Annotated in this window: 1 pseudogene; it reads right to left on the minus strand. The window is 50.2% G+C overall.

Annotated features, from left to right (window positions below):
* Positions 1-506, minus strand: a pseudogene (locus R7Z50_RS31365) (hypothetical protein); the annotation flags it as partial.

The raw sequence follows: 506 nt of genomic DNA on the forward strand, positions 1-506 counted from the left end.
CAGGTGGTTTCGCTGATTGATCTTCTGTTGTGACCGTTGTCATATCAGGTTCGAAGTTTAGCTCCGTCGTCTCCTCCCACGTATTCGTCCCAGATTTGTGCTCGTCACTTAACACTTCGTTAAGCTCTTCTTCGCCAGGGAAATATACGTCACGTTTGTACACCTTGTTCAGCGCACGAATGATCGAGTGCTTTTTCACCATGCCAGATGCGAGCTTTCTTTGCAGAGGCTTCGCAATGGATTGAAGTCCAACCACCACATCCACACCGATGTTCGCCGCCACTTCATCGCGAAGGGCGCGAGCTGGTTGATAACCCATATTGGCAGAAAGAAACAACCAAACATACGCAATCGCATTGCCTGTTTTGCCTCTGTCTTTCCATGCTTCGCCTGCATGGTACATCGCTTCTGCGCTGCCGCCCTCAGCAGCACGTTCCAGCCAATAGCAACCTTTCACCATGCTCTTGTCTGCACCAATGCCGTTTAGATAACACAAGCCGACTTGA

Source organism: Vibrio sp. 1249-1, assembly GCF_033340495.1.